The sequence below is a fragment of the Algoriphagus sp. TR-M9 genome, assembly GCF_027594545.1.
GTDB classification, from domain to species: Bacteria; Bacteroidota; Bacteroidia; order Cytophagales; family Cyclobacteriaceae; genus Algoriphagus; species Algoriphagus halophytocola.
Genome location: NZ_CP115160.1, coordinates 1,940,641 through 1,963,422, shown reverse-complemented (window position 1 = coordinate 1,963,422; position 22,782 = coordinate 1,940,641). Strand labels below are relative to the sequence as shown.

The window sequence follows — 22,782 nt, the reverse complement described above, 5'->3', positions numbered from 1 at the left end:
AGTCCTTTTTAAATCAATCTAAAAATACTTTCTGTCCAGGATTTCCTTCATAACTACCGCATCCCTGATGCCCTGCGGATTTTTAAGCATACGAGCATATTTACTGCTTGCTTGGTAGCTTTTCTCATCCTTTGCTTGCTTAGCAGTAGGAATTTCAGGTACTCCTTTAGAGGTTTTGCTCAGCTCAGATTTGGTTTGCTCAAAAGCCCCCGAGTAATACTGGATTTCATCATCTGCAGGTTCAGCTTCATAGATTGGTTTTTTCTTTTTCCACTCTTGCTGATATTTTTCCTCAGGCTCATCGTCTCTCCAGGGATATGACTCTTCTGGCTTAGGTTGCTCTATATTACGGGCAGGAGCCGGTTTTTTATGAGATTTAGGCTGCTGCGCCTCTCTGATTTCGCGTAATAAATCTTCAAAACTGGTTGGCTTACCCGATGACTCATCCGTCATAGGTTCACTATCCGGTTCTTGATTCCGCTTTTTACCCTTGGTAGCCTGATAGATAAAATATGCCAGAACGGCGACGATATAAACAATATTTCCTAAATCCACAGTCGTAAGATAATTGATTTGCTCAAGTAAAACATGTTTTTTTCCATAGAGTACACAGAGATTGCCAAAGCCCCTGTAAATTTTCTAGAAACTTGAAAATAGAACCTTGTATTTGACCACTGAGACTGAAAACTGAACAATGAATTCCTTGTACAATCTCTCAAATGATCTTATTTTGTTTGATTCATTTCATACAATTTCAAAAGGATGCTGCTCAGTAAGCTGGAGATCAAAGGGTTTAAGAGTTTTGGGGATAAAATGGTGATTAACTTCGACAAGGGAATCACCGGTGTAGTAGGGCCAAATGGCTGCGGTAAATCCAATGTAGTCGATGCAATCCGCTGGGTACTTGGTGAGCAAAAAACCCGCATGCTGCGCTCAGATAAGATGGAAAATGTCATCTTTAATGGGACTAAAAACAGGAAACCTTCCAATCTAGCGGAGGTGTCTTTGACTTTTGAAAACACCAAAAACCTACTCCCTACCGAATATACCCACGTCAGCATTACCAGAAGGTACTATAGATCCGGTGAAAGCGAATACCAGATCAACGGCGTGACCTGTAGATTGAAGGATATCACTAATCTCTTCATGGATACAGGGATCAATTCTAATTCTTACGCCATCATCGAACTCAAAATGATAGATGAGCTCCTGAATGACAAGAATAACTCCAGACGGGATCTATTCGAGGAAGCAGCCGGAATCTCTAAATTCAAGAAAAGAAAGAAAGAAACGCTACGTAAACTTCAGGATACTGATGATGACCTGGCCCGAGTGGAGGATGTGCTATACGAAATAGAGAAGAACCTAAAAAGCCTGGAAAAACAGGCCAAACAGGCATCCAAATACTTCGAAATCAAGAAAGATTACCGGGAAGCCAGTATCAACCTGGCCAAAAAAAGCATAGAAAAGTACAGTAAATCCTTGATCGAAGCCAATCAGAAGATTCAGCAAGAAGGCGATAAGAAACTGCAGATTCAAACTCAGGTAACGGATAAAGAAGCCCTGCTTAGCCAGCTGAAAACGGATTTGATCCAAAAAGAAAAACTGCTTGCCAGCAGGCAAAAAGCATTGAATGAGCATGTCAATAAGATCCGAGCATTCGAATCCGAAAAGAAAATCAAAAATGAAAGACTAAGGTTTCTGGAAGACCGGTCCCAAAAACTCAGGGAACAAATAGATACTGACCGAAAGTCAAATGATAGAGCAGGCTTCAGTATTCGTTCTTTACAGCAGGAAAAGGAGTCCGCGGAGAAGATGCTTGCAGAGAAAGAACTGATCGTAAATGAACTCCGAGAGGCCTACGAAAGCCAAAAGCTTATCCAAGCCGAAAAACAAAAAGCGCAGAAGGAAATCAACCACAATTTCGAAACCCTGAAAGAAAAGGTTTACCAACTGAGCAAAGACATAGAAATCAAGCAAATCCAGCTTTCTACACTAAAGCAGGAACTGGAGCGTACTTCTTCCGACGATTCCTCCCAGGAAGCCAATCTGGTGGATTTTGAAGAAAAAATCATTGAATTAAAAGCTGAACTAGACCAGGCTACTCAGGAATACCAGATATTAAAAACCAAGCAAGAGGATTTAGATCAAAAAATAGAAGACACCAATCGGGTGATCGAAATGATCCGCGAAGAACTCACCGCCTCATCCAGGAAACTGGACTCCAAAACCAATGAGTATAATCTCACCAAATCTCTGGTGGAGAACTTAGAAGGTTTCCCAGAGGCGATCAAATTCCTAAAGAAAAATAACTCCTGGGGAAAGGATGTACCCCTACTCTCCGACCTGCTTACCACCTCGGAAAAATACCGGGTTACCATAGAGAATTACCTGGACAGCTACATGAACTATTACGTGGTGGATACCGAGGCTCAGGCCATTGCAGCTATACAACTTCTGAGTGATTCTGCTAGGGGCAAGGCCAATTTCTTCGTTTTAGAGCATTTTGAGCGCTTCAAGTCCAGCCAGAATAAGCTTTTCTCCAATGCCATAGCGGCTACGGAGATTATAGAATTTGATGTCAAATATTCCCGTCTGATCAACTTCATTCTCGATAATGTATACATAGTTCAAGGAGAGCATCGGGATTTTCCGGAGGATACTGAAGCTGTTTTTATCTCTGAGAATGGCAAATACACCAAGCGTAAATTCAGTATTTCAGGTGGTTCTGTGGGCCTTTTCGAAGGAAAAAGAATAGGCAGGGCCAAAAATCTCGAAAAGCTAGACAAGGAAATCAAAGAACTGAATAAAAAAGTCAGCAGCACCAGAAATAACCTGGACAACAAGCTTTCCGAACTAATGAAGCTGAAAGAAATCAGCTATAAAAAGACCTTGGAAGAATGGCAAAACAAAATCAATGGAATCAATCAGGAGTTTGTTTCGGTGCGGACCAAGAAGGAGCAACTGGCAGAGCTATTGAGTTCCAACGCCAATAAACGAGAGGACATCCTGGAGCGGATCGCATCCATAGAGGAAAGTCTGAGCGAGACGCAGCCCCAGCTCTTTGAGGAGCGGGCGGAGTTTGAAGCCATGCATGAAGAGCTGGAAGAGCTAAACGAATCATACGAAAAGGAATCAGCCCTGCTTTCTGAAAAATCGCAAGCTTTCAATGCTGAAAACATTCTGTATCATCAGCATCTGAACCGGGTGAATAGTCTAGATCAGGAGATAGAATTTAAGCAATCCGCTTACGAAAGCAGCAAGGAAAGGATTGGAAAATCCCAAAGTGAACTTTCCAATTTGGATACTGAAGTCAAGTCTTTATTGGATAATAATGAGGTGAAAGATGATGAGCTGATTGAGCTTTATGCTGAAAAAGAAGGCATAGAAAAAGGCGTTCAGGAGGCAGAAAAGGATTATTATGCATCCAGAGGAAGCATAGATGACACAGATCAGCAAATCCGTAGCCTCCAAAAGTCCAAGGAAACCTATGATCAATTGGTTCATGAACTGGAAAATGCAGTGAATGAGATCAAGCTGAAGATGACCGGTATGAAGGAGAGGCTTAGCGTCGAGTTTGAACTGGATTTGGACGAACTGATGGCTGAAAATCCTGAGATTGCGGAGGAATTCAGGGATTTTGCTGAGGACAAATTGCGCGAGCTGGTTCAGAAGCAAAAAGAAAAACTGGATAAGATAGGCCCCATCAACCCAATGGCCATGGAGGCTTATGATGAGATCAAGGTTCGTTATGATTTTATTATCACGCAAAAAGAGGATCTGATCAAAGCCAAGGAGTCATTAGTCACTACCATCAAAGAAATCGATCAGGTAGCCAAAGACACCTTCCTGGAGGCTTTTGATAAGATCAAGGAGAACTTTGTGAAGGTGTTCCGCTCACTCTTTACTGAGCAGGATGACTGCGATCTGACTTTAGTGGATCCCAGTAATCCACTGGAGTCTGCCATAGAGATTATGGCTAAGCCAAAAGGAAAGCGACCACTTACCATCAATCAGCTTTCCGGAGGAGAAAAGACCCTGACAGCTACTTCCTTACTCTTTTCTATCTATCTGCTGAAACCTGCCCCTTTCTGTATTTTTGATGAGGTAGATGCTCCACTTGACGATGCGAACATCGACAAATTCAATCAGATTATTCAGAAATTCAGTGAAGAAAGCCAGTTCATCATCGTGACGCATAACAAGCGCACCATGGCCAGCACGGATATTATCTATGGTATTACCATGATAGAAGCTGGAGTATCAAGAGTGGTTCCGGTGGATTTACGGGAGTTAGCTTAGGTGCCGAATGTAGATGATAGAAATCAAAGTTTTAGCCTAGCCTTCTTGCACAGTTCCGAGATTGTTGTCCGAGTAGAACTTGTCTCTATACGCTTTAAACTCCTGTTCCAGTTCGATGACCAATACCAAATTGTTATTTACATTCTGCCACATTTTCGGCAATTTCTCTTCTAGCAGCTTCACTCCCAAATTAATATTATCTACCTCTATCTTGGAAATCTTATTTAAAACCGAGGTTTGACTATGCTTCAAATCGTCAAATTCCCGTAGAATTTTATCCATCAAATCCAATTTTTCTAGCTTATCCATGATTGTGTGATTTTGGTTTTTTAAATTGATAATCAGATAGAATATACAATAATTATCATTCAAATTAAAAATACCGGAATCTCACCTAAACTTTTTTTCTTCTTCACAACTAGCATGAAGCTTAGTCCCAATCCAAATAGTTCTGCCAAGGATGCTTTTCCTTGAAGCCCAGCATTTCACGGATTTTTCTATTAGAATACAACGCCTCATGCTCTCCCAGTTCCCGGGTAATCCGAACACCGGGGAAGAATCGTTCCGCCAGTTCCTTACTAGGGATTACGGCTCCATTTTGATCATTTGCCGCATTGAATACCTGAAATCCCAAGCTGTCTTTTTTCAGACATAAATCTACGATTTGCCCCAGATCCCGAGCATCTATGTAGTTAAAGGCATTTCTGCGTCGAACCTCAGGATGCTTGAAATAATGTGGAAAGAGCTCCTGGTACTCATGTGGCTCTACCACATTGCCTATGCGAAGTGCGTAAATATCAATTCCGGATCTACGCTGAAAACTTCTGGCGGTTTGCTCATTGACGACCTTGGACATGCCATAGCTATCCATAGGATTCACATCATAATCTTCTTCCAAGGGCAGAAAATCTGGATCAGCTTTTCCATCCGCAAAACAAAACCCATAAGTAGTTTCCGATGAAGCGATAATGACCTTTTTAATCCCCAGTTTCACAGCCGCCTCGATCACATTATAGGTACCAATGGTATTGACTCTAAAGGTTTCATTATCCGGATTGATCAGAATCCTGGGCACTGCTGCAAAATGCACCACGGCATCAAATTTTGGGACTCCATTGCCAGGTTCCAATTCCCCAAGATTAGCATAAGAACTCATGGCATTGAACATCTGCCCGGAATCTGTGATATCCGCGATGAGGTTATCTACCCCAGGGTGATCTAGGGGTTTGAGATCCACATTCATCACTTGATGTCCCTGATCTAAAAGGTACGGGATGACATGTTTACCTGCTTTGCCTGATCCTCCGGTAAAAAATACTCTTTGCTTATTCATTTCTATCTTGGATTGTATGTTTAGTTTCTAAGGAAATACAGTTGGCTTTGGCATAAAAACCCTGCTAGCTCAAATGCAACTCACCACTGGAAAATATGACGGCATCACTTCGAATACTCACTGAATTTGCTACTATTTCCACCTCCATACTACCCGTTCGTGAGGAGCATTGAAATGCGTTTAAAGTGTTTTTGCCCAATATCTCTGACCAGTATTTTGCTAAAAAACTCTGAACTCCACCGGTAACCGGGTCCTCATCTGCCCCAGACCAAGGGAAGAAATAGCGGTATTCGTAATCAAAGTCGGCCCGCGATGATTTTGCGGTCACCACTACCCCGTTGAGCGAGGTGTTGATAGTTTTGAGTTTGCTGAAATCAGGCTGTAGCTTTTCCAAATCCTCGCTACTTTCCATTTGCAGTAGCAACATATTGTGAAAAACATTATACCTGGAATCCTGCACCTCACCAATTCCCAAGGTCTCACTTAGCTCTGGATCATACCCGCAAGCTTCTGTGGGATGTAGTGGAAAACTCATTTCTATCTTCCCATTGCGCTGAACCACGGTCAGATCACCTGCCAGTTTGGTTTGGAATGTGATTTTGCTTAGTTCAGGAAACTCAAAGAAAAGCGCTTTGGAAGAAGCCATGGTTGCATGACCGCATAGGGGGATCTCTTGTACCGGTGAAAAATAGCGAATGGCAAATTCAGCAGTATCTTTTCTCATTACAAATGCAGTCTCCGAAAAGCCAAATTCCTTGGCTATAGACAACATAAGTGACTCTGAAAGTCCCATGGGTATTAGACATACTGCCGCTTGATTTCCTTTGAAAAGCTCCGCGGTAAAAGCGTCAATGATAAAGGTTTTTATGTGCATGTACTGTTCTTGTGGTGGATTGCCCCGGGTAAAAGGTAGCTGGAATGATTCTTTTGCAATTTAGTAAATGTACTAAGTCCTAAAATTACATGAAGCCATTTATTGATTTGGTTCGAATAAAGCTTTGGGTTCTATCTGTTTGCCAAATGCTAAAAAATCACAGGAAATCCCCAGAAGTACATTGCTGCTGGAGTTACTTTTCGTCTTTCAGGCCCTCCTTCTTTTCCTTCTTTATCTTTTTGATCCGGCTTCTAAAAACCAAATAAAGGATCAGGATAAGCAAGGGAATGGCTATGAAAATAACTTGGTTACTGGTATCCGAAAAGTCGATTGGCCCGCTGGGTTTGGGAATATTTTCTTGATACTGTGCAAAGGATAAGCTAGGTATCAGTAGCAAGAAAGTCAGGAGTAAATTCGAAATTATAGTATTTTTTCTTAGGAAAGTATTCATCATCAGTTGTTTAGTCAAGTTCAATTTTGTTCTGTCAATGGGATGACAATAAAATCGATCAAAGCCCCTTATTTTTTCAAGAAAGCCAGTAACAATGCATTCAATTCCGCCTTGTGAGTTAGGTTTAATCCATGTGGTGCATTGAAAATAAGGTGATATTCATTGTCCTGAATTCCTTGGGCAGCCTGTTTTGCCGAGGTTTGAAAGGGCACGATGTGATCTGCATCTCCGTGTACAATCAGGGTAGGTACATCTATATTTTTTAACTCAGATCGGAAATCTGTGTTGGCCCAAGCTTCCGCTGTTTTTAGAGTTGCTATAGGTGAGGCATGGCTGGCGATGGAAAAATCATAGTCGAGATTTGCCTGGGATACCCGATCTTTCAATTCCTGAAAATTATAGAAGTTCTCGTGGAAACCTTTCAGAAACCCAATGCGATCGGTTTTCAACTTAGCCATGATTTCATCTAGGTTCGATTGAGGAACTCCCCCTGGATTGTCATCTTTTTGAGCTACCAAAGGGATGATTGAGTCAATCAAAGCAGCTTTCACTACCCGGTCTCCTTCGTAATCTGTGAAATAACGAACCACTTCTCCTCCTCCCATACTGAAACCCACCAAAGTCACATTGCTCAGGTCGAGTTGCAGGATCAGTTCCCTCAAATCCTCAGTCAGTGAACTATAATCAAAATCGTTGAGCGGCTGTGAGGATTTACCAAATCCCCTTCTGTCATAGGCAATTACCCTATAACCTGCATCCACCAAAGTAGAGATTTGTCCTTCCCAGGCCTGATGACTCAGCGGCCAACCGTGAATTAGGATAACAGGATCTCCTTTTCCATAATCCTGGTAGTAAATTTTGACTTTTTCGTTTCCGTTTTGATGTTTTAAGAATGGCATAAGCGGTTGGGTTTTGTGGTTAGGTACCTCATAAACCCCAAAAGCAATGCCATGGAAATAAAAGGGCTATTTAAGCGAATTAGGCAGGAAACGTCATAAACTTTGCTTTGTTAAAGTTCTCTTTTCGGGAAGATAATTCCCTACTGTCCAAGAGCTTTCCTGACTGCAGGAGCTACTACATTACCATATAATTCTATAGCTTTCATCAACTTGTCATGAGGCATAGTGCCTACGCTCAAGTGTAACAGGTAGCGGGTCAAGCCCATCATTTCCTGCTGTGTCAGAATCTTGTCGATAACCTCTTGCGGATCTCCCAAAACCAGCGAACCTTCCTTTGATCTCATGGCATCATACTGCCCCCGGTTCATGGGAGGCCATCCTCTTTCTTTCCCCAATTGGGTCATCACCAAGGAATATGGACCGTAAAAGTCATCCGCTGCCTGCTGGGAATCTGTCCCTATAAAACCATGGGAATGAACAGCTATCTGTATGTCTTCAGGCTTTCTTCCCGCTTTGGCCCAGGTTTGTCTATATAAGTCTGTGAAATAAGTAAACCGCGCTGGACTTCCTCCTATAATAGCCAGTGCCAGCGGCAACCCTTTTTCGGCAGCTCGGATCACAGACTGGGGTGTACCTCCCACAGCCAGCCAAACTGGAATTTCTGCTTGGAAAGGTCTTGGGTAAACGCCTCTATTGGCGATGGCAGGTCGGAATTTTCCTCTCCAGGATATTTGCTCAGATTTGTTCACTTGCAAAAGCAAATCAAGTTTCTCAGCAAAGATCACATCGTAATCATTCAGATCCTGGCCAAAAAGCGGGAAGGATTCTATAAATGATCCTCGTCCAGCCATGATCTCTGCACGGCCTTCTGAGAGCAAATCCACATGAGCAAACTGCTGGAAAACACGAATTGGGTCCTCAGAGCCTAGAACCGTGACAGCTGAGGAAAGCTTAATATTTTTGGTAGTAACAGCCGCTGCAGCCAAAACGGTAGCCGGTGAGGAAACCACAAAATCCGGGCGGTGATGCTCTCCTATTGCATATATGTCCAAGCCCACCTGATCGGCCAGCTGGATTTCTTCCATCAGATTTTTCATGCGTTGGGCAGGGGAAAGCGTTTTTCCTGTGCTCGGATCTGGGGTGAGTTCGGCAAAAGTACTGATTCCTAATTCCATGTGTTTTGTGCTAAAATTTGAAGGGACAACAGGATTCTGGGGGTAAAAAGTTTGGTGGGTACAAAGATTTATGGAAGGCTTTTCCTGCCAGGGGGATCTACGATTGGAAGTCTAATGAGTTTTCACAGTAAAAAGTAGGCTTTGTCAAAATTGAATACGCTACTATCTTTAAGTTATGAATCCTCAACCCGAAGTCTGGCTGAGAGGGCCCCTACCCGATTACCCGTCAGCACTACAGCCAATTGCACATGCTATCCTGCAAGCTCAGGAAGAAATCCATCGATTGATGGAAGATTTCCCTTCAGAATTGCTTTGGGAAAAACCTGCTGGATTGGCATCACCTGCATTTCACCTTCAGCACATTGCAGGTGTACTGAATCGCATGGCTACCTATGCCAGAGCAGAGCCACTCACCGCGGTGCAGTTTGCCTACCTCAAAAGTGAAGGAGTGAAAAATCAGGAGTTTACAACTGCCGTGTTGATTCAAAACTTAGATCTGTACATCTCCCAATTCCTAGAGGTACTAAAGCAGACCAATCCTGACACATTAAATGAATTTAGAGGTGTTGGTAGAGCGAAACTACCCTCTACGGTTGGAGGCTTGTTATTTCATGCCGCAGAACATATGCAGCGGCATTTCGGTCAATTATTGGTCACTGTAAAGGTGATTTTATCCGAACAAAATAAGAGCAAGCCTATATCAAATTAACTTGCATTGATCACAAACTCCTTCTTCACATATTCACCCAAAAGAAAAACGTCTGTGTTTTTGTCTTTACACCTCTTCAAGTAAAGCGGAACTGTCCACTGATAATCAGGTAAATCCACACATTGAATGACCTGAGCTGCCCGATTGAAATCACCTAAATATCTAAACAACTCAGCCATCATGACCAATTGAAGCGGTTCCTTAGGATCTAATAAATCCAACAAGGCTTTGGTATTTTCCATCCAAATCGCCCATTCCTGCGGTCTGAGAAACATAGCTGAATCATTTCTGACCCTATCATTGAACCTCCAGCAGATTTGCTGACGCAAAAAAAGCTCGTCCGCGGGCTTGCTCATGAATTGTGAACGTACCACGTGGACTAACTCATCAATGGTAAGCTCGTTGGGTACCTGGGCATGAGTGAGATGACTGGGCAAACTAATCCGAAGCCAGGAACGCTCCGTCCAATAATGGTAGGTGCTACGGGCCAAAATCGGCGCAGTCTGCAGCCATAAATATTCTCTGCAGCACTGACAGGAAACCAGTACGTTAGTAGGATTATGAATGCCAACAGATTTCCCGTCAGAATAGAATTTAGCTTGGCTGTCATTCTCTTCCCCAGGAAGCAATTCTGCAATATGATGCTTGCAATAAATGCACTCACGAATATGTACTACACCTGTATTCATCTTGTAGGTATTAAAAAATGGACCTGAAAATTGACTGACCACATTCCTTTGCTTTTAGCTAAAAAGCACTGTCCAAAGCCCAGTCTACAAAAATTATACTTTTCTGTGTCAGAATCAAATCCCGGTCAAAAAATATTTAAGTATTTACTGACCTAAGTTCAATAATGATTTATATAATTGAATACAAGACACTTACAACTTAGTCTAAAAATATGCCTGGCAACTCCCCCTGCATGGATTATAGCTAGAATAACATGATAAACTTAGTTTCTTTACAAATAGGAAAAACTTATCTACCCTATAACTAAGTAGATAAGCATATGATTTCAGATCAAATTCCAGTCTAGTAATAGCCACAGCAACAGTTTTCCTAAGCTGTAATGTATTCTATACAAAAAGGCCTATTTTAAATTAGGTACGACTAATCATGTCCTGAGCGCTACTTTTATCATTAGGCTTCAAGCCAGCTAGGATTTTCACCTCCCCAGTGCTTAATTCTTGTATCTCTATGCGATGCGGGTCTAATGAAAAAACCTTAGGTGTAAATACATCCTGATTTGCTGGCACAGCATACTGCAGTTCCCCAGTCATCTCGTTAAAGACTGAAACCAGAGGATTCTGAAACGCTTTTAGATCCACAGGAGGAAGATATGCTTTGGCTTTTTTGGCAAAATTGTCCTGCTGGGAAACCGTAATTGGCCAGCCCTTATATTGACCATCTGGGTTTTCCAGAGGATGAACATTGCGTGGCCAGCATTCGATTTCCATGGTCCTCTCTTTTTTGTCAAACGTAATGATCCCATATCCTGTACCTCTATCATAAATTCTGGAGGGTTTAAACCCGGATTTATAAGGATTTGCCACAGCCATAACTGTCATTTTATTTCCAAAACCATCTTCAAAATCCCCGGTATTTTTGGCTGAGGTATTATATGGTTGATGTTCTGCAGAAATTGGTGGCCACCAGCGTCTCGGCCAGAGATTATTTAGGGCCGGTCCAGCAAAAGCAAAACCGGAATCCCGGAATTCTTCCACTCCATATTGAACCGTACTGGCCAGGTGTTGATCTCCAGCTATATGAAGTGCAAAAGCTTTTCGGATAATGCGAACGGCCTCATCCCTTCCTTTTTGCGGCCAGCCATTGCTATCCATATCGGTGGTAGGAGCATCACCAGTTACATATTCGCCTTTTTCCGGCGTTGGCAGACTAGGCACTATCCCATCGCTTATGCTTCCCTTGGGCAAAGTAGCTACCGTACAAAAGTTAGTCTGTGATAACACCGCCTTCATCTGCACATCTGGGTTCCAGTTGGAAGCCCAGTTTTCTAAAAAGTTGAGTTGTCTTTTACCTAGTAGTTCGGCTTCTATATGGTAGTGTTTTTTGATATCAAAATCTGGATTTTGGATAAATCCATTCTGAATTTTGGCTTCATCCGGCAACACATTTTTAGGAGCTGATTTGAATTTTCTGTCTTCTAAAATGGCAAAACTCACTCCACCATATTCCCAATCGGTGTAATAGACCTCAATTCCCTGCTTAACTGGAGTCGGGTCATAAGCATCGGGCAAATGGCTGGTCTGAGTGCGCTGGATCATGTTCACCCATTTAGGCGGCATTTTGTAGCCTCCCTGATCTTGGGCCACATAACCCCAACCCTCGTCAGATGGAGCGTGAGCCCCTCCTTCTCCCCACACATTACCATGATAGACATCATGATCATCCGGGATGATCGCTGCAGGGATGGTTCTGAAAATATCACGATACGACCAGCCAAACATATACCACTTGTGCAAATAGTCTAAATAGGACTTTTCTAGTGGGCTAGTCTGTATACCAAAACCACCTGTACCTTCGTAAAATTGATCCCCTAAAAACACCGCCATATCTGGCTGGTGGAGTTTAACATGAGTTACTACTTCTTGATCTGGAAATCCATGATCTGCATTGCAACTGAAAACGGCTACTTTAAGCTGCTCATCTGCTTTGGGCTGTCTGGCTATCTCCCCATAATAACTAAACTCATGAGGCTTGTTCTTTAGCGGCAATACGATATGTACCCGGTAAGGTACCATTTCTTCATGAAGCCAATTCTCAATTCTAAAGTTGGCAATTCTACCATCTGGATCTAAACCAACTTCTTGGATACTCTCCCAGCTATTTCCATTACGGATTTGCAGGGAGACTTTAAGGCCTTCGATCAGCTCTAGAGGAGCCAGTTGAGCAGTTAATTTCAGCGTGTTTTTATGTAGTGTGTATTGGGCAAAAACAATAGGCCCAAACTGCTGGGTTGGGTTTTCAGAAATTTTATCACCTTGAAAAACCCAATCTGAGAACGACACCATTGAATCGGTAGATGACTGATCTTTAGACACATGAGATATAAGTGCTAAATTTCCACTTAAATCTTTGGCATCCACTGAATTCAGACTCACAGAAACTTTGTTCTCTTCTGCTCCTATATTGAATCCTGAAAGCAGGATATTGTATTTACCTTGGGAATAGGTTGCCTGTAGATTTAGCTTCACGGGCTTGCTGAGGTCTAATTTGAATTCACTCACCAGCTCTCCTATCCTCACCTGCCCAGCTCCATTGATGCCAGCATCCAGCCCTTTACCAAAGACAGCCGCTGAACGGTAATCATCAAATATTCCTTTGGCTCCCAGCCTAAATCCGGTGTAGGCTGCCGGATTACCTATCAGCTTTTCATTTAGCCAATGGATGGAAACAGATTCTGTGAAGTCAAGTAACTCATCACCCAGCTGATGGGTTAAAACATGTAAGGCCCGATTGGGAGCAGAAATATTACAGAGGGCTTTGCCTTCTTTAATCTCCCAGTCCTGCAGTCTGTTTCCCCAAAATTCAGGTCCGATCCAGCGCATATCCGGCCAGTTTTCCCAATTACTTTTAAAGGAGGTTTCTGAAGAAGAAAACAGTTTATTGATGCTTGTAAAGCTTTGAGAAAATATAAATGGGGTTGAAAAGGTGGTCAATGCCATTGCCTTAACTGCAGATCTTCGCTTCATAGTATGGGTCAGAATTATAAAATTGAAGGACTAATATAAAAATTAGGTGATTGCCCTAATGAGTTTTATAGATAAACGGGGAATTTTTCTTCTAAGGATTTTATCCTAAATCGATTTCAGGGAAATTGTTTCCTACAAATTACATTTTCGGTATCTGCAATTCGACGCGAAAATTTTAATTTACCAGATTGAATACTTGATAGCTATGCGCAATAATTTCATTAATAACCCAAAGTCTTGCATGCGTAATTACCTAATAAACCTTTTATCCTTTGCAGCTGTAGTTGCGTCCATTTCCAGTTGCACCCCGGAAAAATCTCCCTTTGACATTTCCCCAGCAGATGCTTTGGACCCAAAACGCGCTCAGGAACCCTACCCTAATATAAGCCTTCCGGAGGATATAGATCTTGAGTCCCCTATTTGGAAAGGAATTGATTTGTCGCCTCAGCCGCCCGTGGTCCCACTTTCGGCAAATGAGCAATTAAAAACATTTGTGATGCAGCCTGGCTACCAGTTGGAACCTGTACTTTCCGAACCTCAAATCCGAGAGCCGGCAGCTATTCAATTTGACGGTAACGGCAGAATGTATGTGCTGGAATTAAGAACTTATATGCAGGATATTGATGCTAATGGTGAACTGATGCCTACCTCTAGAATCTCGCGCTGGGAAGACACTGATAACGACGGGGTTTATGATGCCAGTGTGATTTTCTTGGACAGTTTGGTATTTCCTAGGTATGTGGTTCCTTTTGGAAAGAACACCATCTTGTCCATGGAATCCAATGAGGACAATGTATACAAATACACCGATACCGATGGGGATGGCAAGGCAGATAAAAAAGAGCTTTTCGCTTCGGGCCTGGGAAGGTCTGGAAATGTAGAGCATCAAACCAGCTTTCTCACTTGGTCACTAGACAACTGGATGTATAGCACCTATAATTCCAGGAGAATACGCTGGACGCCGGATGGAGTGATACAGGAGCCAACTGGAAATCCATGGGGACAGTGGGGTGTCACTCAGGATAATTATGGACAAACCTGGTTTCAGGACGGGGCTGGCGGCGTGCCACAAAGTTTCCAATTTCCCCTGGTTTATGGCAATTTTGGGGTAAAAGGACAGTACAAAGACGGTTTCAGGGAGCCTTTTAGCTTAGTGAAACTGGCCGACTTTCAACCTGGTATGCGGGAAACAAAGCCTGATGGATCATTGAGCAATGTGACCGGGTCTGCTGGCAATGATGTATTTAGAGGAGATAGACTTCCAAAGGAAATCCAGAACAAATATTTCTATGGGGAACCTGTAGGAAGGATAGTAAGGCAGGTAGAAGTGGAAAAAACTGAAGGCTTGTCCTATATCCAAAATCCTTATCGAGACGCGCAGTCGGAGTTTATTCAGTCCACAGATCCGCTTTTTAGACCCGTGGATATGGCCACAGCTCCGGATGGCACCATGTACATTGTGGACATGTACAGAGGGATCATACAGCAGGGCAACTGGACGCAGGACGGAAGCTACCTACGGGCAAAAATCCAACAATACCAAATGGATGACATCATAGGAAATGGTAGAATCTGGAGATTGACTTATGAGGGAATGGAGAGAAATAAGGAAAAACCAAGAATGTATGAGGAAACCTCAGCTGAGTTGGTTTTGCACCTCAGTCATCCCAATGGATGGTGGAGAGATATGGCTCAGAAACTGATAATCCTAAACCAAGACAAATCAGTGGTTCCAGACTTGGAAAATATCGTGAAAACCTCAACTAATGAGCTCGAAAGGATCCATGCCTTATGGACTTTGGAAGGTTTAAATTCACTTCGAGTAGATTTGGTGAGGCAGCTCATGGGCGACTCTAATCCTGCCATACGAATGCAGGCATTACGAACGAGTGAAACACTATATAAATATGGAGACAAAAGCCTAGCCGATGATTATAAGGCCATGGTGAATGATTCGCACGTAGAAGTCGCACTTCAGGCCTTGCTCAGTGCTTACATTTTGGACATTGAGGGGCTGGAAGACTTGATCAAGAACAGCATACAGGCTAATCAAACTCAGGGTTTTCAGGTGATAGGTCCGCAACTCTTAGAAAAATTGGCCGAAAAGGAAAAACTATCCGAAACCCAATTTGAGCCTGAACAGCTTGCACTTTTCACCCAAGGCAAAACAATTTTTGACAGCTACTGCTCGACTTGCCATGGAGCGAAGGGGCTTGGTACTCCCACAGGAGGTGGTCAATTGATCGCACCTGCTTTCTCAGGTTCACCTCGCCTAATGGGCCACCCGGAATATGCAGTCAAAACGCTGCTTCATGGTCTCACTGGTGATTTGGATGGAAAAGAATATGAAGGTGTGATGATCGCCATGGACAGCAACGACGATGAGTATATTGCCGCTGTGCTCTCCTACATTAGAAATGATTTCGGGAATTCGGGAAGCTTTATCAGCCCTGAGTATGTTGCTGAGATAAGGGAAAAAACTGCGGGACGCGATGAAATGTATCAGTTTGATGAGCTGGTGCAAGAAGTGCCAAAAGCTATGATTTACCAAGATAACTGGAAGACTAGCGCAAGCAGTACGGCTTTACAAGGGGTAGGCTCTACCAAAGATCCATCCTACGCCTTTAGCTTTAAAGGCTGGAAAACAGATGGGGCTCAAGCACCTGGCATGTGGTACCAAGTGGAGCTTCCTCAGGCCAAAAAGGTAACTGAATTACAGTTTGATGCCGGGCGAAAAGAGTTTCCTATAAGTTACGCAGTTTCTATATCAAGTGACGGTGTGGATTGGCAGGAGGTCGCTACGGCTCAAGGTCACGAAGGCTTGAATACTGTTCAATGGGAAAGTGACAGCAACTCCAGATTCTTAAAGATTGAGTCAAAAGAAAATGGAGATGAGCCATGGGCCATGAAGCAATTGACACTATTTGCGCGCTAAGAAATGGGTTTCGGAAGGTTAGTGATAGTAAAGTTGAAAACTATAAAGACTGTAAATCCGAAAGATCCGAAGGAAACCTTAACAAATCCTTACCGCTCCGCTCTTCAAGCAGTGAATTGGAAAAACTGGTAAATTTTAGAATCAGGATCTGTAGCATAAAACCAGCGCATGGTTACCTTTAAGCTTACAATTATGAAACTGATGAAAACACGAATTTCCCTCCTGTTCTTAACTGTGCTTGCCTTAATTCAATTCTCGGCTAATCCCCTTTTTAGCCAGAGTGTTCAGGCTCTTTCCATTCCTCTTGGTGGAAATGCCTTTCAGAGTCAGGGAGCTAAGCAAGAGAAAATTAGTACAGATGGCATTGCAAGTTGGACAGAGAAGGATTCGGAGTTTTCCGTGTATTTCAAATCTTCAATAAGAGATTCCCTCACGCTAAATCTGGCACTAATGGCCCAAAGTCATGTCAGTACTATAGCCTTGGAATTGAACGGAAAATCCCAAGTTTTGGAAATCAATCCGGGTCAAGCTAGAATTGTTTCCGCCGGCAAATTTCAGATTATCGAGGGGTACAATACATTGAGGCTGAATGGACTGGAAAAATCAGGGGATAACTTTGCCAAAATCAAAAGCATAGAACTTTTGGGGGAAACTAACCTGGAACTTGACTTTGTGAAAGACAATGAAAACAACCGTTTTTACTGGGGACGCCGAGGCCCTTCTGTTCACTTGTCTTACCAGCTACCCGAGGACAGGGATTTTCAGTGGTTTTACAATGAAGTAACTGTACCTCAAGGCTTAGACCCCATAGGTTCTTACTTTATGGCAAACGGTTTTGCCGAAGGTTATTTCGGAATTCAGGTCAATTCGGCACAAGAACGAAGGATACTTTTTTCGGTCTGGAGCCCCTTCAAAACCGATAACCCAAAAGAAATCCCTGAAGCTGAAAAAATCAAACTGCTGAAAAAAGGCGAAAGAGTCTATACGGGTGAATTTGGAAATGAGGGCTCTGGAGGCCAAAGCTACCTGGTCTATCCCTGGAAAGCTGGTGAAACTTATAGTTTCCTGAATTCGGTGAAACCTGACGGACAGGGAAACACCATTTATACGGCATATTTTAAAGATCCAGATCTAGGGGAATGGATTTTGATCGCGAGCTTTTTACGTCCAAAAACAGATACCTGGTATCAAAGACCTCATTCATTTTTGGAAAACTTCATACCTGAATCCGGGCATTTGGAAAGGACAGCTAGGTATGCGAATCAATGGGCTAGAGATCGTGAAGGTAATTGGCTGGAGCTGACCGAAGCAAAATTCACCGGGGATGACATCGCGCGAAGGGGTTACCGACAAGATTATGAAGGAGGTGCAAAATCAGCTCAATTTTATCTGCGAAACGGGGGCTTTTTCAATAGATCCGAAGCGCTAAATAGCCTTCATAAACGGCCCGCGGTTGGAAAGCATCCAGAAATAGACTTTTCGAAATTGCCGTAAAATCACCCTGGTGGAGCGTTATATCACAATCACAAAATCATCAATGAATTATTCAATCCAATCCCCTGAGTTGATAGTTGAGATCAATCCAATAGGAATGGAAATTTCTTCCATCCGCTCAAAATCAACGCAAAGAGAGTACCTCTGGCAGGGAGATCCCACTTTCTGGACAGGACAAGCCCCAGTGCTTTTTCCTATTATAGGAGCTTTGAAAGAGGGCTACAGCATGATTTCCGGTAAAAAATACAAAATCCCAAAACATGGAATAGTACGAAATTCCACTAAGCCAAAATTGATCGAAAGCAGTGAAGATTCACTTAGATTTCGACTAAGCTGGGACGAGGAGACCTTGCTGGAATATCCTTTTCAGTTTCAGTTGGACCTGATCTTTTCTCTAAGTGGCAAATCTCTCAAAGTAGATCATGAGATTAGTAATTTGGGAGAAATTCCTATGCCCTACTCCCTAGGTGCACATCCAGCGTTCAATTGTCCACTGGAAGCAGGTGAAAAATATGAAGAATATAGAATAGAATTTCCGCTAGCAGAGACAGACTCGACCTGGATGGTTAATGCTGACGGCTTGATAGGAAATGAGCAGAAACCCTTATTGAAAGACAGTAAAATCATTCCTCTGACCAAAACCCTATTTGACGATGATGCTTTGATTTTTAAGCATTTAAATTCAAAAAAAGCCAGTCTTTCGCATGTGGAAAAAGGTGCGATCATCTCTGTAGACTTTGAAGATTTTACTTATCTGGGAATTTGGGCAAAGCCCAATGCGCCATTTGTCTGCATAGAACCCTGGCTGGGAATAGCGGACTCCTATGATTCAGACCATGACTTTGAGCATAAAGAAGGCATTAGGCTTTTGGCCCCAGGTGAAAAGGAAACAAAAAGCTATACGATCTCTGTTGAGCAGTAAATCTTAAATGCTGTCATGTCGGAAATGATAGTAGGATTTGGTGGAGGTTGTCACTGGTGCACGGAGGCTGTTTTTCAATCCTTGCTTGGAATAAATCAGGTGCGGCAGGGCTGGATAGCATCCTCGGGAGAGTATCAGGATTTCTCAGAAGCCGTGAAAGTGCACTTTGATCCTGAAATTATTACGCTCCAAACATTAATCGAAATACACTTGTTAACCCATTCCAGCCAGTCTGATCATAGCATGCGGGGCAAGTACAGATCGGCGGTTTACTTTGCGCAACACGCTGAAGAAGAGCCGGTAAGAAAAGCATTTTCCGAAGCAAAGAAAGCCTTAGCAGTAGAGACTATTTCGAAGATTCTACCCTTGGCTATATTCAAGGAAAATGAGGAGAGGTTCTTGAACTATTACCAAAATAAACCGGATGCTCCTTTTTGTGAAATTTACATTTCCCCTAAACTTAAGCTGTTGGGAGAGCGTTTTTCAGAGAATATTAAGTCACCAAACCAATAAAGTAATGCTTACCTGGAATGATATCATAAAATTTGCCAATAACGGAAATCCCACTCCACCGAAGAGAGTGGTCAAAACCGATGGAGAGTGGAAGGCTTTGCTGACGGCAGAAGAATACCACGTCACCCGGCAAAAAGGCACTGAGCGGGCTCACAGCTCAGAGATGTGCAGTTTATTTGAGCCAGGCTTATATGCTTGCAAATGCTGTGGAACACCGCTTTTTGATTCTCAGGAGAAATTTGAAAGCGGAACAGGATGGCCATCTTTCACTCAGCCTGTGACTGTGGAGCATGTAGCTTATCACAAAGACACCAGTTTTGGGATGATCAGAGTGGAAGCGCTTTGCAATGTCTGTGATGCTCACTTGGGACATGTCTTTCCGGACGGTCCCGCTCCTAGCGGCTTACGCTACTGCATGAATGCCGTTTCTTTAGAGAAAGTCTCAGAAGAATAACTACTTGCGTAAAATGGGATAAAAGTAAAGGCTAGCCGATTGAATCGGCTAGCCTTATTTGTTGTGGGGCAAGGCTTGACTCTTACAGTTTTCTTACCCAGATATTTCTGAAGCGAACAGGATTACCATGATCCTGAAGCTTAATAGGCAATTCCTCTGGATGTGCCTTATAGTTTGGTATACCAATATACTCAGTTGGACCACGAAGTACTACGTGATTTTGAACCAAAACTCCGTTCATCAAAACAGTAACTGTAGCTGGAGATGTAAGTATGCCATCTTTATTAAATCTAGGAGCTTTGAAAATTATGTCATAGTAATTCCACTCTCCCGGAGGACGAAGCGCCATAGCCAAAGGAGGAAATTGCTTGTAGATACTCCCCGCCTGTCCATTGGTGTAGGTTTTACTTTCATAGCTATCCAATACCTGTACTTCATATAGGCCCATCAAAAAGAACCCTGAATTACCTCTACCTTGGCCCTCACCTACTATTTCTGTAGGAGCAGACCATTCCACATGGTATTGTGCATCACCGAATGGAATTTTGGATTGGATATCGCCTTTGCCTCGGGTGACTACCAATTCTCCATTTTCTATGGTCCATTCTGCAGGACTACTTCCATCTCTTGCACTCACAAATCCATTCAGATTAGACCCATCAAAAAGAACGATCGCATCAGAAGGCGGTGCTGTATTATTGGCCCCAGGCGTGACTCTAGGTGGTACAGGAGTGTAAAATTCTGTAGCCTCAGGTTTCATAGGAGGAGGCGTTTTTTCTTGGGCTGTAGCCAAAGAACTTAACATCATTCCACTCGCTAAAAGCGCAAGTGTTAGATTTGTCTTTTTCATACAATAGACTTTAAGGATTTATTATTAAAGTGGGAAATTAATCCAAAACAGCTCAAAGGAAAAACCATTGATGGATTTTAAATCTGGTTTGGTCTGATTTCCAGCTTTCAGCTAATTGTTACTTTGCCCAAGCTTTAAAAGCCCGGTCTGGGTTATCCGCTGCCACCTGATCATTGGAATTGACTAGAATTCTATAGCTGAAAGTCGCAGATTCACCCTGAGCCAGCTTGAAATTAAGTTCTTCCTTACCATCACTAAGTGCTTTTTGGCCAAGTGGGTTTGCTGCAAACAAGCCATAACCTCTGGCATGCCAATAGGTAGGATAGCCAGGATTGGATGGTTTATCCAGAATAATAACTGAAATTTTCTCTCCTGCAATTTCCCCGCTGAGACTGGTCCATTCTCCTCTGGTGCCCCAGACATCGTTTCCTTGCTTACCATTGCTGCTGAGGTACATGCCGGTGACCCCTTCATTGTTCATAGTAGGTACATCGGTGGTTTTGCCGGAGGCATCAGTAAATATTTCGGGCTTTTCAGATGGGTGTTCCAATTGCCTTGCAGTTCTAAGACCCAGCATCCCCTCCTTATTATCAGTCAGTTTCACCTCACCATTTGGAGCGGTCAGGGTAGCTATTCGGTCGATGGTTCTTTGGTCATCTTTACCAGTGAATATAAAAGTGGTATTTTCTGTCAAAAGAACTTCATTCTTGCTATTCATCCAATCTAAGCTTACTTCCAGCCTGCCCTCATTTTCTCCGTTTTGGATGGAATTGACAGCTCGATGTACAATGTGTCCATAGTTGGTTTTGTCCTCTATATCAGATGAATTGTTCCAAAAGTCCAAGCCATTGACATCTCCATAATTAAACCAAAGTCCTAAATGATGCGGGTGATCCACTCGCTCGCCTGGCCTAGGTGCAATAGGCCAGCCCCTAGTGATGGCATTACCATTTGCGGTATGGATAGGGTATAAAACCGGTTTCTCCAGGGAATCGGCATACATGTATGTAGTGAACAATTTACCAGCAATGATTACATCCACTTTTTGGGCTTGTTCATCATGCACAAGCTCTACTTTAGCATTTTCAGTCACTGTCTGATCTTCAGTTTTGTCAGTTGATTCTTCGGAATTTGTGTTGCTACAGGCCGTGCCCGCCATCAGTATTGCTACTGCCAATCCACTTAATAATTTACTCTTCATAGGAGTCATTCTAGGTTTATTATAATTAAAGTATAATTTACACTAAACTACTTAATAGTTTGTATTACAAATAGATACAGCTAATTTTAATTTGTTAATTTATGAAAGATTCTTTTCTGCTCTTCCAAGGCCTTTACTCTATCGGCAGGAGCCGTACGAGCTTCCATTAAGATCCATCCCTCGTAGTTTATTGCATTAAATAACTTGAATAGTTCTGGATAAGGATAATCCCCCTCATCGAATTCGCGTACGTGAACGGTATCTCCAAACCATTTTTTGACCGAATGGAAATTGGCTTCCAGACCGGGAGGCAATAAATCTTCAGCATTGCAATTCCAACAGATTTTCACAGCAGGCTCAGTGACTTGCTCAAAAATCGCCTTCATGGTTGGAAGCTCCTGAGTCAGGTGCCCATGCACTTCCACACGAACCAACTGACCCAAATCTGCAGCATACTTTCCCACTTCATTGAATGATGCTGCAATCTGCGTGATAGTCTTCTCAGCTGGAACTCCTTCGGGAAGCGTATTTGGCTTGACCTTAATCCCTGTGGCGCCAATATCCTGGCAGAGCTTTAAGTAGGCTTTAGTTTCTTCAATATTCTTTCGCAAAACTTCCGCATCTGGACTATGGTATTCGTAATTACTCCCATACCCAATACAGGTGACCTGGCTATCCGCAAATCTCAGCTTTACGGCTTCCCGCTCGGCAGGGCTCAAGCTAGTCTCTACTCCATGTGCATGCTGGGTGCGAAGTTCCACCCCTAGCACGCCGGCTTTTTCACAGTTTGCTATCAAAGTGGGCAAATCCCAATCCCTTCCCCACTGGTAAGTGACTAAGCCAAATTTCATTTTGGACTTTCTCAAATCCATGGCCTGAAGAGATGCCGGCAAAGCCGCCAAGCCTAGACCTGCAGCCATGCTTTTTTGCACAAAACTTCTTCTTGATAAACTCATT

18 protein-coding genes are annotated in these 22,782 nt (G+C 43.0%); 7 read left to right on the top strand and 11 right to left on the bottom strand.

Annotated features, from left to right (window positions below; genetic code table 11):
* Positions 1–18 precede the first annotated feature (18 nt).
* A complete protein-coding gene (locus PBT90_RS08560; protein WP_270132717.1) occupies positions 19–555 on the bottom strand; it encodes a hypothetical protein in 537 nt (178 codons plus the stop codon).
* 207 nt (positions 556–762) lie between these two features.
* Here PBT90_RS08560 and smc point away from each other — a divergent pair, with 207 nt between their 5' ends.
* Positions 763–4,302: a chromosome segregation protein SMC gene (gene smc, locus PBT90_RS08555; protein WP_270132713.1), complete on the top strand. Its 3,540-nt coding sequence runs from the start codon at positions 763–765 to the stop codon at positions 4,300–4,302.
* A 36-nt stretch (positions 4,303–4,338) separates the two neighbouring features.
* Here smc and PBT90_RS08550 read toward each other — a convergent pair whose 3' ends face one another.
* The 5 genes from PBT90_RS08550 to PBT90_RS08530 all read right to left on the bottom strand — a co-directional run bounded on the left by PBT90_RS08550 (position 4,339) and on the right by PBT90_RS08530 (position 9,034).
* Positions 4,339–4,611 (bottom strand): hypothetical protein, encoded by a 273-nt coding sequence (locus PBT90_RS08550; protein ID WP_264809977.1) that lies wholly within the window; start codon positions 4,609–4,611, stop codon positions 4,339–4,341.
* Between the two features lie 121 nt (positions 4,612–4,732).
* Positions 4,733–5,635, bottom strand: a complete 903-nt coding sequence (locus tag PBT90_RS08545) for an NAD-dependent epimerase/dehydratase family protein (RefSeq protein WP_270132710.1) — start codon at positions 5,633–5,635, stop codon at positions 4,733–4,735.
* Between the two features lie 64 nt (positions 5,636–5,699).
* Complete coding sequence (locus PBT90_RS08540; protein ID WP_270132707.1) at positions 5,700–6,509, bottom strand: PhzF family phenazine biosynthesis protein; 810 nt, start codon at positions 6,507–6,509, stop codon at positions 5,700–5,702.
* A 519-nt stretch (positions 6,510–7,028) separates the two neighbouring features.
* The gene (locus PBT90_RS08535) at positions 7,029–7,859 is read right to left on the bottom strand and encodes an alpha/beta fold hydrolase (protein ID WP_270132705.1); all 831 of its coding nucleotides are present in this window, start codon (positions 7,857–7,859) and stop codon (positions 7,029–7,031) included.
* A gap of 140 nt (positions 7,860–7,999) precedes the next feature.
* Positions 8,000–9,034 carry an LLM class flavin-dependent oxidoreductase gene (locus tag PBT90_RS08530; protein ID WP_264809973.1) on the bottom strand — a complete coding sequence of 345 codons (1,035 nt, stop codon included), beginning with the start codon at positions 9,032–9,034 and terminating at the stop codon, positions 8,000–8,002.
* A gap of 175 nt (positions 9,035–9,209) precedes the next feature.
* Between PBT90_RS08530 and PBT90_RS08525 the strand changes: the two genes are divergently transcribed.
* The gene (locus tag PBT90_RS08525) at positions 9,210–9,743 is read left to right on the top strand and encodes a DinB family protein (RefSeq protein ID WP_264809972.1); all 534 of its coding nucleotides are present in this window, start codon (positions 9,210–9,212) and stop codon (positions 9,741–9,743) included.
* Here PBT90_RS08525 and PBT90_RS08520 read toward each other — a convergent pair.
* Both PBT90_RS08520 and PBT90_RS08515 read right to left on the bottom strand, forming a co-directional pair.
* Complete coding sequence (locus PBT90_RS08520; protein WP_264809971.1) at positions 9,740–10,432, bottom strand: hypothetical protein; 693 nt, start codon at positions 10,430–10,432, stop codon at positions 9,740–9,742. The two genes, PBT90_RS08525 and PBT90_RS08520, sit on opposite strands and share 4 nt — an antisense overlap.
* Before the next feature lie 411 nt (positions 10,433–10,843).
* Positions 10,844–13,456 (bottom strand): alkaline phosphatase D family protein, encoded by a 2,613-nt coding sequence (locus PBT90_RS08515; protein WP_270132700.1) that lies wholly within the window; start codon positions 13,454–13,456, stop codon positions 10,844–10,846.
* A gap of 241 nt (positions 13,457–13,697) precedes the next feature.
* Between PBT90_RS08515 and PBT90_RS08510 the strand changes: the two genes are divergently transcribed.
* The 5 genes from PBT90_RS08510 (at position 13,698) to msrB (ending at position 19,774) form a co-directional block, all read left to right on the top strand.
* Positions 13,698–16,391, top strand: coding sequence for a DUF7133 domain-containing protein (locus tag PBT90_RS08510; protein ID WP_270132698.1), 2,694 nt, complete (start codon positions 13,698–13,700; stop codon positions 16,389–16,391).
* 201 nt (positions 16,392–16,592) lie between these two features.
* Positions 16,593–17,885 (top strand): DUF3472 domain-containing protein, encoded by a 1,293-nt coding sequence (locus PBT90_RS08505; RefSeq protein WP_270132695.1) that lies wholly within the window; start codon positions 16,593–16,595, stop codon positions 17,883–17,885.
* Between the two features lie 43 nt (positions 17,886–17,928).
* Positions 17,929–18,807: an aldose 1-epimerase family protein gene (locus PBT90_RS08500; RefSeq protein WP_270132692.1), complete on the top strand. Its 879-nt coding sequence runs from the start codon at positions 17,929–17,931 to the stop codon at positions 18,805–18,807.
* A 15-nt stretch (positions 18,808–18,822) separates the two neighbouring features.
* Positions 18,823–19,320, top strand: coding sequence for a peptide-methionine (S)-S-oxide reductase (locus tag PBT90_RS08495; RefSeq protein ID WP_270132689.1), 498 nt, complete (start codon positions 18,823–18,825; stop codon positions 19,318–19,320).
* Between the two features lie 4 nt (positions 19,321–19,324).
* Positions 19,325–19,774: a peptide-methionine (R)-S-oxide reductase MsrB gene (gene msrB, locus PBT90_RS08490; RefSeq protein WP_264809964.1), complete on the top strand. Its 450-nt coding sequence runs from the start codon at positions 19,325–19,327 to the stop codon at positions 19,772–19,774.
* Positions 19,775–19,856: 82 nt separating this feature from the next.
* Here the strand turns inward: msrB and PBT90_RS08485 are convergent, their stop codons facing one another.
* From PBT90_RS08485 to PBT90_RS08475, 3 genes are all read right to left on the bottom strand, one after another.
* A complete protein-coding gene (locus PBT90_RS08485) occupies positions 19,857–20,624 on the bottom strand; it encodes a 3-keto-disaccharide hydrolase (protein ID WP_264809963.1) in 768 nt (255 codons plus the stop codon).
* 118 nt (positions 20,625–20,742) lie between these two features.
* Entirely contained in the window at positions 20,743–21,825 is a 1,083-nt protein-coding gene (locus tag PBT90_RS08480; protein WP_264809962.1) for a DUF6807 domain-containing protein, read from the bottom strand.
* Between the two features lie 86 nt (positions 21,826–21,911).
* A complete protein-coding gene (locus PBT90_RS08475; RefSeq protein WP_264809961.1) occupies positions 21,912–22,781 on the bottom strand; it encodes a sugar phosphate isomerase/epimerase family protein in 870 nt (289 codons plus the stop codon).
* Between the last annotated feature and the right edge of the window lies 1 nt (position 22,782).

Bases quoted from the DNA above. Each gene is read 5' to 3' on its own strand.
- PBT90_RS08525 (WP_264809972.1), top strand. From the start codon at position 9,210: ATGAATCCTCAACCCGAAGTCTGGCTGAGAGGGCCCCTACCCGATTAC.
- msrB (WP_264809964.1), top strand. From the start codon at position 19,325: ATGCTTACCTGGAATGATATCATAAAATTTGCCAATAACGGAAATCCC.
- PBT90_RS08480 (WP_264809962.1), bottom strand. From the start codon at position 21,825: ATGAAGAGTAAATTATTAAGTGGATTGGCAGTAGCAATACTGATGGCG.
- PBT90_RS08510 (WP_270132698.1), top strand. From the start codon at position 13,698: ATGCGTAATTACCTAATAAACCTTTTATCCTTTGCAGCTGTAGTTGCG.
- PBT90_RS08495 (WP_270132689.1), top strand. From the start codon at position 18,823: ATGTCGGAAATGATAGTAGGATTTGGTGGAGGTTGTCACTGGTGCACG.
- PBT90_RS08545 (WP_270132710.1), bottom strand. From the start codon at position 5,635: ATGAATAAGCAAAGAGTATTTTTTACCGGAGGATCAGGCAAAGCAGGT.
- PBT90_RS08535 (WP_270132705.1), bottom strand. From the start codon at position 7,859: ATGCCATTCTTAAAACATCAAAACGGAAACGAAAAAGTCAAAATTTAC.
- PBT90_RS08500 (WP_270132692.1), top strand. From the start codon at position 17,929: ATGAATTATTCAATCCAATCCCCTGAGTTGATAGTTGAGATCAATCCA.
- PBT90_RS08520 (WP_264809971.1), bottom strand. From the start codon at position 10,432: ATGAATACAGGTGTAGTACATATTCGTGAGTGCATTTATTGCAAGCAT.
- PBT90_RS08530 (WP_264809973.1), bottom strand. From the start codon at position 9,034: ATGGAATTAGGAATCAGTACTTTTGCCGAACTCACCCCAGATCCGAGC.
- smc (WP_270132713.1), top strand. From the start codon at position 763: ATGCTGCTCAGTAAGCTGGAGATCAAAGGGTTTAAGAGTTTTGGGGAT.
- PBT90_RS08515 (WP_270132700.1), bottom strand. From the start codon at position 13,456: ATGAAGCGAAGATCTGCAGTTAAGGCAATGGCATTGACCACCTTTTCA.
- PBT90_RS08540 (WP_270132707.1), bottom strand. From the start codon at position 6,509: ATGCACATAAAAACCTTTATCATTGACGCTTTTACCGCGGAGCTTTTC.
- PBT90_RS08550 (WP_264809977.1), bottom strand. From the start codon at position 4,611: ATGGATAAGCTAGAAAAATTGGATTTGATGGATAAAATTCTACGGGAA.
- PBT90_RS08485 (WP_264809963.1), bottom strand. From the start codon at position 20,624: ATGAAAAAGACAAATCTAACACTTGCGCTTTTAGCGAGTGGAATGATG.
- PBT90_RS08475 (WP_264809961.1), bottom strand. From the start codon at position 22,781: ATGAGTTTATCAAGAAGAAGTTTTGTGCAAAAAAGCATGGCTGCAGGT.
- PBT90_RS08505 (WP_270132695.1), top strand. From the start codon at position 16,593: ATGAAAACACGAATTTCCCTCCTGTTCTTAACTGTGCTTGCCTTAATT.